Consider the following 14,824-nt stretch of genomic DNA (forward strand, 5'->3'; position numbering starts at 1 on the left):
ACGTACGCTGCGTTATACATGTTCAGCAGCTCGTCGGCGCCAAGCTTCTTCGCTTGATCGATAAACTCCTGATACGAGGCGTCGTCGATCGGCGTCTTCCCGGTAACGAATTCGGTAATTTTCTGCTCGAGGAATTTGTTCAGATTCGTCAGCTTCGATTTTTCGAGCTCCAGCTCTTCTTGCGTCTTTACGATTTGCTTCGGCGCCGGAATAATAAACTCGGTGTATCTCGCGTTGATGTCCTTGCTCTTCTCGCTGAGGCCTCGCTCCCAAGCCGCGCGCGACTTGGCGTTATCCAACGTCACCATGTCGTACCATACGCCCCAGTCTTTGCGAAGCGGAACGAACGGGGACGGGCCGAACGCTTCCATGTACACCGGCTCTCCGTCTACCATCGTGTACGTCTTGCCTTCGATGCCGAGCGACAAGTAATTCGAACCTTCCTCGCCGACGAGATAATCGAGGAACTGAACAGCGCGCTCCTTGTCCTTGACGTTGGCCGAGACGGCGCGACCTACGCCTCCGATGACCGGGCGAGAGAACTGATACGTCCGAATGCCGTCCGCGGCGAACATCGGAATGGCGTCGAGCTCGTAGTCGGGCGTACCGGCTTGGCGGGCTTTTTCCTGCAGCGTTTCTAAATCGGCCTTCCAGAAGTACGTCACGAGCGACTTGCCCTTTAAGATGCGCTCTTCCCATTGCGCTTGCGTGAGCAAGGAGTATTCCGGGTCGAGCAGTTTCTCGGTATACAGCTTATTCAGGAAGACGATAGCGTCTTTATACCCGGGATGATACGGAGCGAAGGCGTATGTATCGGTCTCGGGATCGAGGTTGAAGAAGCCGTGAATGCCGGTAAAGATGCGGCCGAACGTCGTGTACAAGCCAGTATCGCCGACGATGGCGTTGGAGATGAGCGGGTACGAGTCCGGCATGTTTTGTTTGTAAGCTTTCAAGAATTCGTAAAACTCGTCAATCGACGTCGGAGGTTTCAGCCCGAACCGATCCATCAGGTCTTTCCGCGTGTACCAAATGAAGTTAAACCCTTTGCCCTCGGCATCCCCTTGAACGACCGGAACCGTGTAGATGCCGCCGTCCGCGCCCGTCGCCACCGCTTTCGCTTCGGGATACGCTTCGAAAAACTTCGCGAGGTTCGGAGCGGAGTCCAAATAGTCGTTCAAGTTTAGGAACACGTTGTCCGGGCCGTGCTCCCTGCCTTGCTGATTATCGACCTCGATGAAGTCAGTGGTGGAGTTCGTGGCGATCATAATTTGCCTTTTCTCGGTCAGACCCTCCTGGCTGACGACCTGGAAGTCGACCGACACGCCGGTTTTCGCTTCGATCTCTTTGAAAATCTCCCAGTCTTGGCGCACCTTTCCTTCTACGCGGTCATACACGAGCCAGGAGAAGGTAATGGGCTCCTGCTTTGCGGGCTCCGCCGTGTCCGGCGTACCGGCTGCGGCGTCCTCGTCGTTGTTGGCGCAGCCTGCCGCGATTGTACCGATAAGCATGACAGCGGCCAATAACGTTGCAGATAATTTTCTGTCCATGTTCAAACCTCCCAAAGCTTAATATTTTGGTTTTATATAGAGATAGATTCGAGCGAATCTATGACTATCCCTTAATGCCGCCGATCATCGTACCCTGCACGAAATATTTCTGAACGAACGGGTAGACGCAAAGAATCGGCAGCGTCGCGATCATGATCATGGCGTATTTCAGCGTTTCCAAGTAACTGAGATCGCCTTCGCCCTGCACGTTGGTGCCAGCGACGAGGATGTTGCGGAGCATGATTTGCAGCGGATACATCTCGCGGTCGTTCAGATAGATGAGCGCGTCGAAGAACGCGTTCCACTGGTTTACGGCGGTAAACAAGCCAATCGTCGCCATGACCGGCATCGAGAGCGGAAGGACGATGCGCCACAGCACCTGGAGCGGACCGCACCCGTCGATCGTCGCCGCGTCCTCCAGTTCTTCGGGCAACGCCTCGAAGAACGTCCGCATGATGAACAGATGCCAGGTGCTGATGAGCGTCGGCAGCACGATCGCCCAGATTGTGTTCAACATGCCGAGCTGCTGCACGACGAGGAAGGTCGGTATCATGCCGCCGCCGAACAGCAACGTGAACGCGGCCATAAGCAAGATGGGGCGACGGCCGGGCAGCCACCGCTTCGAGAGCGGATACGCCATCGCCGCGGTCGCGACCAACGTAAGCGCCGTGTGGACGATCGTATAGCGAATGGTGTTCCAGTAGCTGATCCATAGATCGGGATTGTACACCAGCTTCTCGTAAGCGAGCAGCGTCACCCCTTTCGGCCACAGGACGACGTCCCCTCTGGCGACGAGCGCGCTGTCGCTGATCGACGCGGAAAATACGAAAAGCATCGGGTACGTCATGACGATGACGAGCGCGACCATGATTCCGTAGTTGCACAGGTCGAAGATTCGGGACGGAATGCTTTCTTTCATTTTCATGAAGGCGTCGCTCCTTTACCAAAGGCTGGTCTGGCCGTATTTTCGGACGAACCGATTCGCGGCGACGACGAGCAGAAAGCCGATCGCCGACTGGAACAGACCGACCGCTGTCGCGAAGCTGAAATCCGCGTCCAGGATGCCCCGCCGGTACACGAACGTATTGATGACATCCGAAGTCTCGTAGTTCATCGTGTTGTAGAGGAGCAAAATTTTCTGAAACCCGCTTTCCATGAAATTGCCGAGCGTCAGCACGAACAGAATGATCATGACGGGAACCATGCCGACGAACGTGACGTGGCGCATCTGCTGAAACCGGTTGGCGCCGTCCATCTTGGCCGCCTCATATAAAGTAGGGTCGATGCCGGCGATCGCGGCCAAATACAAAATTGTGCCCCAGCCGACCTTCTGCCATATTTCCGAGCCGACGTAGATCGTCCGAAACCATTCCGGCATGCCGAGGAACAGGATCGGCTCGATGCCGAACGCTTTGACCAGCAGATGATTGACGATGCCCGTCGAAGGGGACAGGAACGTGACGAGGATGCCCGCGATGACGACCGTCGACAAGAAGTGGGGCATGTAGCTGACGGTTTGCACGAACCGCTTGAACATCTTGTTTTTGATTTCGTGGAACAAGACGGCAAGCACGATCGGCGCCGGAAAATGAAACAACAGATCGTACACGTTCAGCATGACCGTGTTTCGGATCAGCTTCCAAGAGTCCGGGTTCACGTAGAAAAACTCTACGAAATGTTTGAAGCCGACGAATTTGCTGCCTAGGATGCCCCGACCGATGGAATAGTCCTGGAACGCGATCACGACGCCGTACATCGGCCAATACTTAAAGATCAAGTAGAACGAAATGCCGGGGAGCATCATCAGGTACAACGTTTTATGTTTTATGATCATGTGCCATACATAAGAAGAACGTGCCGCCACCCCTGCCACCTCCTAAAATAAACGTTTGCGTTCCCGCCGTTGGCATTACTATACGAAGTTCGAACCCGCTCCGAATAGGGTACATTCTTGCGCGGAGTCGCATGTTTTGACGGCAGGCGCCGGCGGCGGCGATCGCGCGTGGCGCGATCAAAAAAAGAGACTTCCGAAAAAATGAAGTCTCTTGGCGTTTATTGATACGCAGAACGGTACTTCGCGGGCGTAGTACCTTCGTATTTCCGGAATGTACGGATGAACGAATTACGGCCCCAGTATCCGACCGCCTCGGCAATGTCGTCGATCGTCATGTCGGATTCGAGCAGAAACTGCTTCGCCTTACGTACCCGACATTTGGCGATGTACTCGACGTACTTCTCCCCGACCTCCTCCTTGAACGTCCGGCTGAAGTGGCCGACCGACATGTTCATCACAGCGGCGAAGTATTCGATCGACAACTCCTGATTGTAGTTCGCGTCGATGTAGTCCAAAATATCGGAAATCCGCTTTGCGCGGTCGCCGGCTTCCGAAGTCGGAAATAAGAGGGCATGGACGGATTGCATGCAACGCTGCAGGTCGTCCCAGGTCATGCAGCGGTTCAGACGATCGTACAAGCCGGAGTAAAACGGCACGTTCACATCGTGATGCTCCGTCCCGACCGCGCGTATCCACGCGTTCAGCACATCCGCGCACATATGTTTGACTTGGCTGGCGCTGGCGCGCCGCCGTCGGCCTTCTTCCAGCAGCTCAAGCGCCGCTTGGAGCAGCTTGTCGTATTCCTTCGTCTTGTACTGGTTCATCATTCGATTGATGTCCTGTACGGACAAGAAATTATCCCATGGCGGACCGTCCGGTTCGGATCGGTCGGTGCAAATTTCCACTTCCTCGTCGAGACCCCGATATTTGAGGACGGAAGCCGCATGCTCGTAAGATATATGCAAATCTTCGATGGCGTGCACCGTCTTCCCGATCCCGATCGTCGCCTTGAAGTAGCTGCCGTAGTGCCGCAGGATGATGGCGATCAACTCCGCTGCATCGTTCGGCCCGAACCGCAGGAACGGATCGTGATGCACGACGCAGGCGACGATGCCCGGCTTCGTCTGGCACAGCCATACGGCAGATGGCGACGCCTTCCGAATGCGTTCCTTCAGCTCCGCCATCAGGAACGACTTCGACGTCTCCGACATGCGTTCGTCTACGGACGGCTCGTAATGCAACGCGACGGCGAGCGCCGTTCGCATCGCTTTCTTGTTGTACGGAAAGTCGATTTCCTTCGCGTATATTTCGATGGACAGCGCGTCCCGATATTCGCCGAGTAATATTTTGGTGACGAAATGCTCCTGCACGATCGGCATCATTCCGCTCACCATCTGGGACAGCTGTTTGTTTTCCGTTACGATCAACTGGGAGAACCGCTTGATCGCGTCGAAGTCGTCTCCTTCGTCGGGAATGGGCGCTTGCGAGGCGCGGTGCAGCTTCAGCCCTTCCTTAATTTCCTGAATCGGTTCGCACAGACGCTTGCTGAAATAGGACGAGACGAGCCCGCCGACCGTCAGGAAAAACACCAGAAACACCCAAGCGACAAGTCGGGCCGTGTGCACAGGCTTCAGCAGCGTGTGCAGGTCGACGATGCTGACGTAATACCATGCTCCGTTGTAATTGGATCGCGACAATGACAGCGCTTTCCCGTCGGAAACTAAAAATTGAAACGGCTTCATCTGCGAGCGTACGCGCTCCTGCAGCCATCGCGTTTCGCTTTCGGTCAATCCGGACTGGCTGATTACTCGTCCGTCGTTGTCGGCGAGCGCGGTGCCCGTCACCCACTTTTCCGGAATGTCCATTCGGCTTTGCAGCCGATCCAGATGGACGTTCACGACCAAGTACACGTCGGGTTCGTCCGAGTTGAACGGATAGCTCATCAGGACGGATAAATGCGAAGCGTACGGGTCGCTGACTTGCATCATTTTCTTGCCGGTCATTTGCGAGAGAAAGGCGGTTTTCTCCTGCGGGTTCAGCGGGTACCGGAATTGAAAGAAGTAGTCCTTATCGGTATAGGTATCGGCGTCGATGACCAAGTCTTGGTCCTCGAAATACAAGAACGCTTTCGACGCCAACTCGGCGGATTGCAGCGAGATCAGCTGCTCGCGCAGCGTATGGATCAGCTCCGAGCGGCGACGGTTTTCTGGCGAGGTGTCCGTTTCGCGAAGCAAGCCGGACAAGTTGGACGTGCTGAGCATGTCGATCATGTTCGTCTGGAGCGCGTGGAAGGCGGTGTCGGTTTGCTCGGAGAAATGGCTCATCACGACGGCGTTCAGTTTCTCGGCGTCCTTCTCGATGAGACGCGCGAAATAGAAGAAAGCAAGGATGCCGGCGGCGATGACGGGAATCAAAATGAGCACGAAATAGTTCGAGAACAACCGCCAGAACAAAGCTGCTCGATAGGCATGTGTTTTCGAATTCATCATTTCCCCCCTTAACTAAGGCGAACTTTGCGGAGAGCCGCCTCCGCAGTCGCCCAACTTTTTCCATGTTTCCATTATAGAGACTGTGAAATTATACTTCAACTATATTGTCATTGGTGAAGAAATATTTCAATTGAAGGAGCAGTAAAGTCAGGCTTGGAGAACGAAGCTGACGACGCCGGCGCCAAATTACTAACTGCCGAACTCGACGAACATAAAAAATATATCTATACTACTTGCATAGATTTGCAAAATTTTGCAAGAAAGAAGGACGAGCATGCTTTTTTACGTCATTGCACTCATCGTTGTTGTACTGGACCAGCTTTCTAAGTTTTTAATTCGGGCCTACGTTGATTTGAATGAAATATTTATATTGTGGGGGATGCAGTTCACACATATCGAAAATAGCGGTATGGCAGGGAGTTTTTTTCAAGGCTATGCACGACTTTTCGGAATTGCGGCCGTGTTTTTCGTGATGGGTGTTCTATATTACCGCAGAAACGGAGAAATGAAAGGAGCTCTCATCGATTGTAGTTTTGGGTTCCTAGTCGGGGGAGCAATTGGAAATGGGATCGATAGACTTTTATACGGCCAGGTGACAGATTTCATCATTCGCTCTGGCGGAATACTTAACTTGGCCGATCATGCGATCGAGATGGGGGTGTTACTTCTTATTGTTTATGGAGTCGTTATGTGGCTGAAAAAATACAAAAGCACAACTTAATTGTTGCCGTTGAATTAAGCCATTGAAAATCGGTCTGACCGATTGCCAGTTGGCCGTTCTTTGTCCGAACCCGTCGGTCGTGGCGTTTAGACAATGCGCACGTTCTAATAAAGGAAGTGGCTTGACTCGTAGGGGGGCGAGGGTGCAGCGATGGAACCGATCCATCGCTTTTTTTTTGTAAACGTTGTCACGATTTTATAAAACGCTGGCGTCCAATCGCAAAGACGGAGCGAAGTCGCCTCGGTATAATGGGGGCGAAATCCATTTTTCCCAAAAGCGAGGAGAACGCGGCGTGTCGAAAATCAAAGAGATTCTCATCTATCACCACAGCCATCTCGACGTCGGATACACGCATCCGCAGCCCGTCCTGATGGAGCTGCAGAACATGTACATCGATCAAGCGATCGATCTGTGCGAAGCGACGGAGTCGCTGCCGGAAGCGTCGCGTTTTTACTGGACGTGCGAGGCGACCGCGCCGGTGCTCGGCTGGCTGAAGCAGGCGGACGAGCGGCAGGTCGAGCGGTTCGCGCGGTACGCCGGGAACGGCCAAATCGCCGTCTCCGCGATGTTCGCGCATACGGCTCCGCTCACGAACGCCGAACAGCTCGCCCGCATGTTGTACCCGGCGCGCGAGCTCCGGGAGCGATTCGGGATCCGGCTCAACACGGCGATTAATCACGATATTAACGGCCAGCCTTGGACGCTGGCCCAAATATTGCTCGATGCCGGCGTGGAGCTATACATCACGGGCATTAACATTCACTTCGGCGGCTACCCGCTGCAGCGTCCGCGCGCGTTCCGCTGGCAGGCGCCGGACGGCCGAACGCTGCTTTGCTTTAACGGCGAGCATTATTCGCTGCTGACCCAATTTTGCAAGCTGTGGGAGAAGAGCACGGTCCGGATGAAGGAAGGGCTGGACGAATATTTCGAGCGACTCGAGCGGCAGGACTATCCGTACGACTTCATCTTCCTGTCGGCGACCAACGTTCCGCTGCTCGACAACACGCCGCCGGACCAGGAACTGCTCGAGATGATCGAGCGGTGGAACGCCGAGGGGCACCCGCAGAAGATGCGGCTCGTGACGCCTGAGATGTTCCACCGAAGGCTGCTCGAATTGCCGGAGTCGCTTGTCCCGACATTCGCGGGCGACTGGACCGACTATTGGAATTTCGGCGCCGCGAGCTCCGCGTACGAAACTCGGCTCAACCGCCGTTCGAAGACGAGCCTGCGTACGGCCGAGTTTCTCGCCGCGCTGGCGAGCCGGCCCGACCGGACGGACCGGCGATGGCTCGCTGAAGCTTGGGAGCAAATCAACCTGTACGACGAGCATACGTGGGGCGCGAACATCTCGATCACCGACCCGGACGATCCTTACACGAGGGCGTTATGGGCGCATAAAGCGCACTACGCGTACCAAGGAAACAGTCTGGCCGGCATGGCGATGAATCGGAAGCTGGAGCAGTTCGCGGGCAACCCGTTGCAATCGGAGCAGCCCGAAGGGTTGCTGCTCGTCAACCCGACGCCGGCGCCGCAGACGATCGACCTGCACATTCCGCCAATCTATAGGCCGGAAGGCCGGCAGACGTCCGCGGCGCGGTATATCTACCATCAAAACAATTACGACGCGGATCGTTCCTTGCCGTATGCGGGCACCCGCACCGTGCAGCCCTTCGGCTACCAGTTCGTGCCGTTCTCGGAGCTTGACGGCAAGACGCCGGAAGGGGGACGCATCGCGGTCGAGGAAGGGCGCATCGATACCGATTATTATGATCTACGGTATGATCCGGCAACGGGTCGCATCTTGGAACTGACCGACAAGGCGCTCGGCTGGCAGCTGCTCGACCCGTCGAGTCCGTGGACGCTGTTCCAATTCGTGCGCGAGCGGCCCGATCCGCTGCGACATCCTTCGCACCGGACGTCGTTATACCACCGCGATGTGGCGAAGACGAACGCGAACATTAGCTGCTGGAAGCGGGATTGGGCAGCGCAGCGCCGCGGCGCCGATAAGCTGGCGTCGTGCGCCGTCGAGCGGCGGGGGAACTGCGTCGAACTTGTCCTGCGCTGGGAAGGGGAGGGCTTCGAAGGCCTCGAGCAACGCATCGCGATGTTCGGAGACCGTCCGGGCATCGAGCTGACGGCGACGATGCGCAAGACGGACGTGCGCGAACCGGAAGCGATGTACTTCGCCTTCCCGTTGCGCCTCGACGCCGGCTGGACCGCCGTGTTCGACAGCGCATCGACGTTCGTGAAGCTGGACGAGGAGCAGCTTGCGGGCATGTGCCGTGATTGGGTGACGGTCGATCAGACGGTATCCGTCTTCGACGGCACGCGCGGCGTCACGCTCGCTTGCCCGGACGCGCCGCTCGTGCAGATCGGGGGGTTCTATTTCGGTAAAGAACAGCGCGAAGTGCCGCGCGATGCGAATCCGCTGCTGCTCGCTTGGCCGATTAACAACTACTGGGACACGAATTTCAAGGTGAGCCAGCCCGGCGTGATCTCCTTGAGATACGAGCTGTTCGCGTTCGAGCGGTTTGATGCGTCCGCCGCCGCCGCGAACGGTCTTGCGGCTTCCCAGAAGGTGCAGCTGTTCCCCGCGGTGCGTTGCCCCGTCTACCGCGAAGGAAGGCTATTAATCGTGGAAGGCGAAGGCGTGAATACGATCCACGTCAAACCGGCGGAGGACGGGAACGGGGTGATCGTGCGCATGAACAACCTGCTGGAGACGGAGACGGAAGCGCGCATTGCGCTGCCGGGCCGCCGCGTCGGCCGCGCCTTCGCGACCGACGCGCTAGAGCGGGACCGAGAGGTACTGCGCGTCGACGCGGGCGCCGTATGCGCAAAGCTCGGGCCGCGGGCGCTTCTGACCGTTCGCATCTTGGAACAGTAGAGACCCGAGGGGGGGCCGAATGGCCGCGCTTCGGTCCTATTCCGCCGCGCGTGCGTCGGCCGGGGGCCGGAACAACTCCGGTTGACCGCGGAATTTCTTGCTGAACTCGCCCGGCGGCAGGCCGGTTTCCGCTTTGAAGACGTTCGCGAAGTAATGGACCGTATCGAAGCCGGTCGCTTCGGCGATCCGCTTGATCGACCAATCGGTCGTCGTTAGCATGGCGGCCGCCTGGCGAACGCGTTCCTTGCGTACGTAATCGGTGAACGATTGGCCCAGCTCGCCGGTGAACAGCCTCGACAGATGTCGAGGCGAGATGTGGAGATACTCGGCGACGTCGGACAGCTTGAGCGGCTGCGGGAGGTTGTCGCGAATATACAGCTTCGCCCGATGCACGAACGTCGTCGTGTTCGGACGCGCGAGCCGCTCCGGCTGCGGCGGCTTCCATCGATTGAACGCCGCTTCGAACGACGTGACGAGCGCTCGGGATAAACTGAGCACGTGATCCTCCAGGAACGAGCACGGCTCGATCGTCGTCGAGACGAGCGCGGACCACAGTTGCGGGATCGGCTGATCCGGCGTCATCTTCAGCCAATACGTATCCGTCTTCGCCAACCGTTGGAACCGCTCGACGGCTTCGAGACTCGATTCGGCCTCGATCAATTCGAAGGCGAGGAATACGATGTACAGCCCGCCTTCGCTTTTGATTTGATGCTGGCGATGGGGTCGAGACAGGAAAAGAACGCCCGGTGTCAGCGCAATCCGTTCGTTCCCTTCCTCGTACTCTCCCGCGCCGTCCAAGATGTAGCAAATTTCGAAGAACGAGTGCTTGTGCACATGGTTCGTGTACAGCCGAGTTTCGCCGCCCCAGTAATGCACGTAATAGGACACGTCCTTCCCTCGCAGCGCGACGGCGTATTCATTCAGAAGGGCGTTGCATTGATTCAGCTGCTGCTGCGACCATTTCATCGGTAAGGCTCCTTCGAGAGTGTCTCAATTTTATAAAAATATGTCACCAATTCCCAAAGACGGAACCGGGCGAATGGCTTAGGATAAAAGCGATGAAAGCGGATTCAATCTCGCGATCGACGCGAGGACATTCCACGGAAACCGGGTGATTTTTAGAATGCCGACCCTCCCTCATGATACTGTACGCGCTTCACCGAGGCAATACGCCGCGGTACCGCCGCGTCTCGGCGACCTGCCGCACCGCGTCGTCGTCTACGCCCTGCTAGCCGCGGGAAGCGCCTTATTCCTCCTGCCGTTCTTCTGGATGGTTTCCACGTCGCTGAAGAACGAAGCGGGCTTGTTCCACATTCCGCCGCAATGGATTCCAAGCGAGGCGCAATGGTCGAATTACGAGGCTGCGGTCCAATCGTTCCCGTTCCTACAGTACGCATGGAACACGACGTTCCTCACGGCCGTCTCCATGTTCGGCTCCGTGCTTTCTTCGTCGATCGTTGCGTATGCGTTCGCGAGGCTTCGTTTTCCCGGGCGGACGTTCTGGTTCGTTCTGCTGCTCGCGACGATGATGCTGCCTTCGCAGGTGACGATGATTCCGCTGTTCATTCTGTTCAAGCAGCTGGGGTGGATCGATACGTACTTGCCGCTCACCGTTCCGTTTTTCTTCGGCGGCGCGTTTTATATTTTCCTGTTGCGGCAGTTTTTCCTCACGATTCCGAGGGAGCTGTCGGAGGCGGCGAAGATTGACGGGTGTCCGGAATTTTTTATTTTCCTGCGCATCTTCTTGCCGCTGTCGAAGCCGGCGCTGGCGACGCTCGCCATCTTCACGTTCATGCTGACTTGGAACGATTTCCTCGGTCCTCTCATTTACCTGAACGACCCCGACAAATTTACGCTGGCGCTCGGGCTCCGCTCGTTCCAGATGCAGTACGGGACCCGGTGGAACGTCATGATGGCGGCGTCGATCATCGTCATGCTGCCGACGATCGTGCTGTTCTTCACGTGCCAGCGGTATTTCATCGAGGGCATTACGCTGACCGGGGTTAAGGGATGACGGCGAACCGCGGGGATGGAGGTGGTGATCCGGCGAACCGCGGTACGGCCGCGTTGTACCCTGCAATGTATCGGCACCCAACATCAATCAAGGAGGGGTAAGTACGATGGAATTTAGAAAAGGATTTCTCGCTTCGCTATGCATAATTGTAACGCTTGTTCTGCTCGCGGCCTGCTCGGGCAAAGGCGCGGCGCCGGTAGATGCGCCGCCGCCGGCAAAGCAACAACCCCCGGAGACTGCGGAAGTTTCGGAAACGCCGGAAACACAAGCGCCCGCCGAGCAGGCGAAAGAGCCGGTCACGATCCAGTTCTGGCATATCTACTCGGACGGCGCTATGAAGACGACGATGGAAAAGCTCGTCAAGGAATTCGAAGCGAAGCACCCGCATATTACGGTCAAACACCTTGGTCTCTCCTTCTGGGATTACTGGACGAAGCTGACGACGGCGGTCGCCGGCGGCAGCGGTCCGGACTTGTCGCTCAACGAGATCGGCAACGTCGGCGCCCGTGCGAAATCGGGCACGCTCGTCAACCTTGATCCGTACATCGCCCGCGACGGCTTCGACACGTCCGCGCTGTTCCCGGTGCTCGTCGAGCAATCGAAATACGAGGGCAGCTTCTATAACATGCCGTTCGAAACCGATGTACGGCTGCTGTATTACAATAAGGCCGCGTTCCGCGAGGCGGGCCTCGACCCGGAGAAGCCGCCGACGACCTGGGAGGAGCTAGCTGCCTATGGGGAAAAGCTGACGACGCTGAACGGCGAGATGATCGATCGGATCGGCTTCTCGCCGGCGCTCGGCAACTTTTACCTCTGGACGCTCGCTTGGACGAACGGCGGGGACTTCTGGGACGATAGCCTGCAGCCGACCTTCAATACGCCGGAAAATTTGGAAGCGCTCCGATGGATGGCGGACGTGCAAGCCAAATACGGCAACAAAGCGTTCACTGCCTTCAAGTCGCAGACCGGCTCGCTCGGCTACAACCCGTTCATCGCAGGAAAGGTGGCGATGATCGTCGACAACAATACGCTATACGGCGATATTCTGCGCAACAACCCGGATTTGGAATTCGGCGTCGCGCCGATTCCTGCCCGGAAGTCGCCCGCGAGCTGGTCGGCCGGCTTCAGCCTCGAAATTATCGACAACAAGGACGAGGCGCGGGCCGATGCCGCGTGGGAGCTGATGAAGTACTTGCTGGATAAGGACGTACAGATCGAGATGCATCAAGTGTCGCGAGGGCTGTATTCGAATATCGCGGCCGTCAGCGACCCGCAGTTCATGAACGATCCGGTATGGAAGACGATCGTCGGCATTATGGAGCACACGCGCTTCCGCGAGTACGTCGAAGGGTCCCCCGCCTGGGCGAACCATATCCAGCCGCAGGTGGAGGCCGTGCTGCTCGGCGAGATGACGCCGGAGGATGCGCTGAAGAAGGCGCAAGAGCTCGTTGAGACGGAGCTGAAAAATTACGCCGCCTCGCAATAATGAATCGACTCCCGCGTCCGGTCCGGTTCGCCCGGGCCGGCGCGGGGCAAAGGAGTTCGCTGCGATATGAGAGTCATGCCGCTCCGGCTGAAGATGCGCACGAGGGAAGCGATCAACGGGTATTTGTTTTTCTCCCCGTGGCTGATCGGCTTGATTTTCTTCTTGGCCGGTCCGATTCTGTATTCCTTGTACCTTAGCTTTACCTCCTACAACATGTTGAGCGCACCGAAGTGGGTCGGGACGCTGAACTACCGCATCCTGTTTGCCGAGGATCCGTTGTTCTGGGAGAGTTTGTACAACACGCTGTACTTCGTCTTCTTCAGCGTGCCGCTCTCGACCGTCGCGGGTGTGCTCATGGCGGTGCTTCTTAACCAGAAGGTAAGGGGTATCGGCATCTGGCGGACGATCTTCTACTTGCCTAGCGTCGTCTCGATCATCGTCGTGTCGTTGTTGTGGCAATGGATCTTCGATCCTTCCTTCGGCCTTATCAATTCTGCGCTCGCGCAGATCGGCATAGAAGGGCCGGGCTGGCTGCAAGACCGAACGTGGTCGAAGCCGTCGCTGATTCTCATGAGCCTCTGGGGCGTCGGCGGCGGCATGATCATCTACTTGGCGGGATTGCAGGGCATCTCCCGCGAGCTGTACGAGGCTGCGACGGTGGACGGCGCCGGGCGGATGCGGCAGTTCGTCAACATTACGATCCCGATGTTGACGCCGACCATTTTCTTCAATCTCATCATGGGCGTCTTGGGCGGCTTCCAAGTGTTCGTGCAGGCGTTCATTATGACCGGCGGCGGCCCCGTAAATTCGACGACGTTCTATGCGTTGTATTTGTACAATAAGGCGTTCCGCGATCTGCAGATGGGGTATGCGTCGGCCATGGCATGGGTGTTGCTCGCGATCAGCCTCCTCCTCACCTTGATCATCCTGCGCACGAGCAAGTCGTGGGTGTATTACGAAGGAGCGGACAACAAGTGAGCCAAAACTTATATTCCATCGCTCTCGACGTCGGCGGCGTCTTCATTAAAGGCGCTGTGCTGACCGCGGGCGGCGACGTGTGCATGGATACGATTATGATTTACCCTTCCCGTTCGAGGGAGGACCGGGAGACGCTGCTGCGTCATCTTACGTCCGTCATCGAACAGCAAGCGGCGAAAATCATCGATAAACATTTCACGTTGACGGGGATCGGCTTCGCGTTTCCGGGGCCGTTCGATTATGAGAACGGGATTTGCCGCATCCGCGGCCTGGGGAAATTCGAGCATATATACGGCGTTCATCTTCGCGAGGAGCTGACCGCCAGGCTGCTGCAAAACGCCGGACTGCGCCGGCGGATGGCAGCGTCGTTCTCCATCGTGTTCGAGAACGACGCGAATTTGTTCGCGCTCGGCGAGCTGCTGTCGGGCAGCGCCCGCGGGTACGAGCGCACGCTCTGTCTTACGCTCGGCTCCGGAACCGGCTCGGCGTTCATCGACAGGGGGGCGCTGGTCAAAGACCGGTCCGACGTCCCGCCGGAAGGGTGGCTGTATAAGGAGCCGTTCCGCGATTCCATCGTAGACGATTACATTTCCAAGCGCGGCATATTGAGAATCGCCGCCGAGCTGGGCGCCGATTCCGCCTTGGACGTCAAGGATTTGGCCGACCTCGCCCGCAGCGGAGACGCCGCCGCGCTCGAGACGTTCCGCCGGTTCGGACGGCTGACGGGAGAGATGCTCCGGCCCTTCGTCGACCGATTCCGGCCGGAAGCCGTCGTCGTCGGCGGGCAGATCGCGAAGAGCGCCGACTTGTTTCAAGACGGCGTACGCGCGGAGCTGGATCGTCCGGAGGTCGCGGTACACTACAGCGA

At 57.4% G+C, this 14,824-nt stretch carries 11 protein-coding genes; 6 read left to right on the forward strand and 5 right to left on the reverse strand.

Translation table 11 applies throughout. From position 1 onward, the window contains the following. The 4 genes from VEZ38_RS04240 to VEZ38_RS04255 form a co-directional block, all read right to left on the reverse strand. The coding region (locus VEZ38_RS04240) for an extracellular solute-binding protein (RefSeq protein ID WP_324892100.1) at positions 1–1,547 on the reverse strand (1,547 nt) is incomplete at its 3' end. Between the two features lie 64 nt (positions 1,548–1,611). After that, positions 1,612–2,472, reverse strand: a complete 861-nt coding sequence (locus tag VEZ38_RS04245) for a carbohydrate ABC transporter permease (protein WP_324892101.1) — start codon at positions 2,470–2,472, stop codon at positions 1,612–1,614. Between the two features lie 15 nt (positions 2,473–2,487). Beyond that, positions 2,488–3,381, reverse strand: coding sequence for an ABC transporter permease (locus VEZ38_RS04250; RefSeq protein WP_414694657.1), 894 nt, complete (start codon positions 3,379–3,381; stop codon positions 2,488–2,490). Between the two features lie 218 nt (positions 3,382–3,599). Next, complete coding sequence (locus VEZ38_RS04255; protein WP_324892102.1) at positions 3,600–5,867, reverse strand: helix-turn-helix domain-containing protein; 2,268 nt, start codon at positions 5,865–5,867, stop codon at positions 3,600–3,602. 277 nt (positions 5,868–6,144) lie between these two features. On the opposite strand from VEZ38_RS04255, the gene lspA reads away from it, so the two are divergent. Both lspA and VEZ38_RS04265 read left to right on the forward strand, forming a co-directional pair. Then, the gene (lspA, locus tag VEZ38_RS04260; protein WP_324892103.1) at positions 6,145–6,591 is read left to right on the forward strand and encodes a signal peptidase II; all 447 of its coding nucleotides are present in this window, start codon (positions 6,145–6,147) and stop codon (positions 6,589–6,591) included. A 292-nt stretch (positions 6,592–6,883) separates the two neighbouring features. Beyond that, on the forward strand, positions 6,884–9,478 hold the full coding sequence (locus VEZ38_RS04265; RefSeq protein WP_324892104.1) for a glycosyl hydrolase-related protein: 2,595 nt from the start codon (positions 6,884–6,886) through the stop codon (positions 9,476–9,478). Between the two features lie 36 nt (positions 9,479–9,514). Here VEZ38_RS04265 and VEZ38_RS04270 read toward each other — a convergent pair whose 3' ends face one another. Continuing rightward, on the reverse strand, positions 9,515–10,444 hold the full coding sequence (locus VEZ38_RS04270; RefSeq protein ID WP_324892105.1) for an AraC family transcriptional regulator: 930 nt from the start codon (positions 10,442–10,444) through the stop codon (positions 9,515–9,517). Positions 10,445–10,601: 157 nt separating this feature from the next. Here VEZ38_RS04270 and VEZ38_RS04275 point away from each other — a divergent pair, with 157 nt between their 5' ends. From VEZ38_RS04275 to VEZ38_RS04290, 4 genes are all read left to right on the forward strand, one after another. Further along, positions 10,602–11,492 (forward strand): carbohydrate ABC transporter permease, encoded by an 891-nt coding sequence (locus VEZ38_RS04275; protein WP_324892106.1) that lies wholly within the window; start codon positions 10,602–10,604, stop codon positions 11,490–11,492. 106 nt (positions 11,493–11,598) lie between these two features. Continuing rightward, complete coding sequence (locus tag VEZ38_RS04280; protein ID WP_324892107.1) at positions 11,599–12,978, forward strand: ABC transporter substrate-binding protein; 1,380 nt, start codon at positions 11,599–11,601, stop codon at positions 12,976–12,978. A 66-nt stretch (positions 12,979–13,044) separates the two neighbouring features. Continuing rightward, positions 13,045–13,956, forward strand: coding sequence for a sugar ABC transporter permease (locus VEZ38_RS04285; RefSeq protein WP_324892108.1), 912 nt, complete (start codon positions 13,045–13,047; stop codon positions 13,954–13,956). Then, a partial coding sequence (locus VEZ38_RS04290) for an ROK family protein (RefSeq protein ID WP_324892109.1) occupies positions 13,953–14,824 on the forward strand: 872 nt, incomplete at its 3' end. The genes VEZ38_RS04285 and VEZ38_RS04290, both read left to right, overlap by 4 nt.

Origin of the sequence: Paenibacillus sp. (genome assembly GCF_035645235.1) — a bacterium.
In the GTDB taxonomy this organism is placed as follows: Bacteria; Bacillota; Bacilli; order Paenibacillales; family YIM-B00363; genus Paenibacillus_AE.

Bases quoted from the DNA above. Each gene is read 5' to 3' on its own strand.
- VEZ38_RS04255 (WP_324892102.1), bottom strand. From the start codon at position 5,867: ATGAATTCGAAAACACATGCCTATCGAGCAGCTTTGTTCTGGCGGTTG.
- lspA (WP_324892103.1), top strand. From the start codon at position 6,145: ATGCTTTTTTACGTCATTGCACTCATCGTTGTTGTACTGGACCAGCTT.
- VEZ38_RS04270 (WP_324892105.1), bottom strand. From the start codon at position 10,444: ATGAAATGGTCGCAGCAGCAGCTGAATCAATGCAACGCCCTTCTGAAT.
- VEZ38_RS04275 (WP_324892106.1), top strand. From the start codon at position 10,602: ATGCCGACCCTCCCTCATGATACTGTACGCGCTTCACCGAGGCAATAC.
- VEZ38_RS04245 (WP_324892101.1), bottom strand. From the start codon at position 2,472: ATGAAAATGAAAGAAAGCATTCCGTCCCGAATCTTCGACCTGTGCAAC.
- VEZ38_RS04250 (WP_414694657.1), bottom strand. From the start codon at position 3,381: ATGATCATAAAACATAAAACGTTGTACCTGATGATGCTCCCCGGCATT.
- VEZ38_RS04280 (WP_324892107.1), top strand. From the start codon at position 11,599: ATGGAATTTAGAAAAGGATTTCTCGCTTCGCTATGCATAATTGTAACG.
- VEZ38_RS04285 (WP_324892108.1), top strand. From the start codon at position 13,045: ATGAGAGTCATGCCGCTCCGGCTGAAGATGCGCACGAGGGAAGCGATC.